The organism is Rhodococcus sp. IEGM 1318 (assembly GCF_033142465.1).
Lineage (GTDB): Bacteria > Actinomycetota > Actinomycetes > Mycobacteriales > Mycobacteriaceae > Rhodococcus_F > Rhodococcus_F qingshengii_B.
Genome location: NZ_JAWLSC010000013.1, coordinates 230,400 through 234,156, shown reverse-complemented (window position 1 = coordinate 234,156; position 3,757 = coordinate 230,400). Strand labels below are relative to the sequence as shown.

Genomic DNA, 3,757 nt, shown 5'->3' with positions numbered 1-3,757 from the left:
GATGAAGATATTCCACGTGAAGATCGACATCCGGAACATCGTCATGCCTGGCGCGCGCAAACAGATCACCGTGGTGATCATGTTGACCGCACCGAGAATGGTGCCGAGACCGCCCACTGTCAGGCCGAATACCCACAGGTCGGCTCCGACGCCGGGACTGTGCACCGCACCCGACAGTGGGGTGTACGCGGTCCAACCGAAGTCGGCAGCGCCGCCCGGCGTGAGGAATCCGCCGAGAACGATGAGACCACCAAAAGTGAAGAGCCAGAACCCGAATGCGTTCAAACGCGGGAACGCCACGTCCGGGGCACCGATCTGCAGCGGAAGTATGTAGTTCGCGAAGCCGAAAACGACGGGCGTCGCATACAGCAGCAACATGATCGTGCCGTGCATGGTGAACAACTGGTTGAACTGTTCGTTCGAGAGGAACTGCATTCCGGGGACAGCCAGTTCCGCACGCATGAACAGGGCCATCAGGCCGCCGATCAGGAAGAACACGAAAGCCGTGATCATGTACATGATCCCGATCTTCTTGTGATCGGTGGTCTTGATCATGTCGAACATCCACGATCCCTTGGGATCACGGCGCTTCGGGTACGGCCGCTCCGGAATCGGCTCCAACTCTCCGGTCCGCTCGTCCGGCACCGTTGTTGTCATGCTCGCGCGTCCTCTTTCGTGCTCGATACCGCCGTCAAGAACTTTCCGCACGACCATATCGCATGTTAATAGTTAATGCACAAACTAAGTGTGATCGACGTAGGCATCAATCGAAAACCGAACGTACGCAAGCTTTTGCAGATTTCGGTGAGACAAAGGCAGGCGGCGGAATAGGTCGAGGGTCCGCCGCGTTGAACAAACCCGTGACTCTTCCCGACACATCGACAGCACCCGAGGCCTCCGCGTTGCGCGGCCTCTTCGAGCCTTTCGAGGTTAAATCACTCTCGTTGCGCAACCGTTTTGCGATGGCCCCGATGACGCGCGCCTTCTCGCCGGACGGAATCCCCGGCGCCGACGTGGCCGAGTACTACCGTCGTCGTGCAGCAGGTGGTGTCGGCTTGATCATCACCGAAGGCACGTACATCCCGGACCCGGCAGCCGGCCCGCACACCCGCGTACCGCGCATCTACGGCGATTCGAGCCTGGGCGGCTGGAAGTCGGTAGTCGACGCCGTCCACGCCGAGGGCGGATCGATCATTCCTCAGCTGTGGCACCTCGGAGTCGAACGCGGCGAGAACTCGCGTCTGAACCCCGAGGTCGAGACCGTCAGCCCCTCCGGCCTGGCGCTGGACGGCACCCGTCTGGGACGAGAATTCACCACCTCGGATCTCGACACCTTGAAGCAGTCGTGGGTCGACGCCGCACTCAACGCGAAGAACACCGGTTTCGACGGTCTCGAGTTGCACGGAGCGCACGGTTACCTGCTCGACGAATTCCTTTGGGCCGGAACCAATGTCCGCACCGATGAATACGGCGGATCACTGGAAGCTCGCACCCGCTTCCCGTCCGAGGTCGTTGCCGCAATCCGAGAGGCTGTCGGAAACGAGTTCGCGATCGTATACCGATTCTCGCAGTGGAAGTCCGGCCACTACGACGCCCGTATCGCCCAGAGCCCGGCAGAGCTCGGCCGCATCCTCACTCCCCTGGTCGACGCCGGCGTCGACGTCCTGCATCCGTCGACGAGGCGTCATTGGGAACCGGCGTTCGCTGAACTCGAAGGCGAAGACGGCAAGCTCGGCCTCGCCGGTTGGACCAAGAAGCTGACCGGGTTGCCGACCATCACCGTCGGTTCGGTCGGACTCGATTCCGTGTTCACGACGGCATTCACCGGCGACGCTGCATCTGCTGTCACCGGGCTGGAGCGTCTCGAAGCTCAGTACGAGAGGGGTGAATTCGACATGGTTGCCATCGGACGCGCGCTGCTCGCCGATCCCGAGTGGGTCGACAAGCTCCGCACCGGACGCACAGATGAGCACATCGCATTCACTGCAGAACATCGCACGCACCTGAACTGACCTCGCACGACAGAACGGCACTCCCGCGATTGCGGGAGTGCCGTTTGTGGGTCTACCGGAAGCCCTAGCTGCCGAGCGTGACCGGGTCGGGGCCGATGCGGCCGGCCGCGTCGTCGAGAGCACCGATCGCGTTGATCTGTTCCGGCGTCAATTCGAATCCGAAGACATCGAAGTTGGCGGCGATACGTTCGGGGGTCACCGACTTCGGAATCACCACGTTTCCGATCTGCAGGTGCCAGCGAATGATCACCTGAGCCGCCGTGACGCCATGAGCATCGGCGATAGCGGTGATGACGGGGTCACCGAGAACAGTTCCTTGGCCGAGCGGGCTCCACGCTTCCGTCGCAATTCCCTTGCCGGTGTGGAAGGCGCGCAGTTCGGCTTGGTTGAACTTGGGGTGAAGCTCGATCTGGTTGAGGACCGGCACCTCACCGGTTTCACCGATGACACGCTCGAGGTTCTCGATGGTGAAGTTGGAGACACCGATGGAACGAACCCGTCCGTCCGCCTTGAGCTTCTGGAATGCCTTGAAGGTCTCGACGTACAGGTCCTTGGACGGAACCGGCCAGTGGATCAGGTACAGATCGAGGTAGTCGAGACCCAACTTGTCGAGACTGGCGTCGAATGCGGCAAGCGTCGAGTCGTAGCCCTGGTCGTCGTTCCACAATTTTGTCGTGATGTACAGGTCTTCGCGGGCGATGCCGGATTCGGAGATCGCGCGGCCGACGCCCACCTCGTTGCCGTAGATCTTGGCGGTGTCGATACTGCGGTAGCCGGTCTGCAGAGCGGTGGAGACGGCTTCCTGCGTTTCGTCGTCCGGAACCTGGAACACACCGAATCCCAGTGCGGGGATCGTCTTACCGTCGTTCAGAACAATTGTCGGTACGGAGGTCACATCGTTGGTTTCGGTCATATTCGTAACCAACGCGGCAGAGCATGGAGGCATTCCCCGCCGAACCTCCGGGCAGCGCCCTTGTACCGCCCGAAATGCCGGTCTACCTTGGAAGACAAGTATTGGAATCGCCTCGAGAAAAGAGAGAGCGATGAATCTTTCATATCGTCTCGCCTACAAGGTCGGCGTCACTCCGTGGGAGCACACCGGGCATGGGTTCGACGCTCAACTGGCCGGACTCCTGGACGAAATTTCCGTTCCGGAAGGCGGCCGTGCCCTCGATATCGGCTGCGGCACCGGACGCCATTCCATCGAGCTGGCGCAACGCGGTTGGCACGTCACCGGCGTCGATGCCGAGCAGGCACCGTTGGACAAAGCGCGCATACATGCACGTGAAGCCCACGTCGACGTCCGGTTCCTCCACGAGGACGCGGCAGACCTGCACATAGCCGTCGACGGTGGACACATGCTGGTGCTCGACATCGGCTGCTTTCACGGGCTCACCGATCATCAACGACGGGACTACGGGAGGTCGGTCAACGCGATCACCGCACCGGGAGCGTCCATGGTGATGTTCGCATTCGGGCCAGGTCACCGTTGGCCGATGCCACATGGCGTCTCCGAGGAGGAAGTCATGCGAGCATTCGATGGTTGGTCGATGGCCTCGAGTACGGCCGCCGACGTGAGTGAATCGCCACTTCCGGTCCGTGCGGCGCATCCGTGCTGGTATCACCTGGTTCGGGACTGACTGCTGTGCGCCTTTTTTAAACGCCCCCGGTTAACAAAAGCGCACACCACCCAATAACACAAGCGCCCCGCACCCGGGGTACATAACCGGGGTCAGCAAAACATC

General features: G+C 61.2%; 4 protein-coding genes. 2 read left to right on the top strand and 2 right to left on the bottom strand.

Features of this window, described 5'->3' with window-relative positions:
• Positions 1-657: cbb3-type cytochrome c oxidase subunit I (locus R4P65_RS26960; RefSeq protein ID WP_317828788.1), on the bottom strand; the 657-nt coding region annotated here is incomplete at its 3' end.
• Between the two features lie 203 nt (positions 658-860).
• Here R4P65_RS26960 and R4P65_RS26955 point away from each other — a divergent pair.
• Positions 861-2,012, top strand: coding sequence for an NADH:flavin oxidoreductase (locus R4P65_RS26955; protein ID WP_317828787.1), 1,152 nt, complete (start codon positions 861-863; stop codon positions 2,010-2,012).
• Positions 2,013-2,076: 64 nt separating this feature from the next.
• On the opposite strand, the gene R4P65_RS26950 is transcribed toward R4P65_RS26955, so the two are convergent.
• Positions 2,077-2,925 carry an aldo/keto reductase gene (locus tag R4P65_RS26950; protein WP_230814467.1) on the bottom strand — a complete coding sequence of 283 codons (849 nt, stop codon included), beginning with the start codon at positions 2,923-2,925 and terminating at the stop codon, positions 2,077-2,079.
• A gap of 130 nt (positions 2,926-3,055) precedes the next feature.
• On the opposite strand from R4P65_RS26950, the gene R4P65_RS26945 reads away from it, so the two are divergent.
• Positions 3,056-3,652 carry a class I SAM-dependent methyltransferase gene (locus tag R4P65_RS26945; RefSeq protein WP_317828786.1) on the top strand — a complete coding sequence of 199 codons (597 nt, stop codon included), beginning with the start codon at positions 3,056-3,058 and terminating at the stop codon, positions 3,650-3,652.
• Positions 3,653-3,757: the final 105 nt, after the last annotated feature.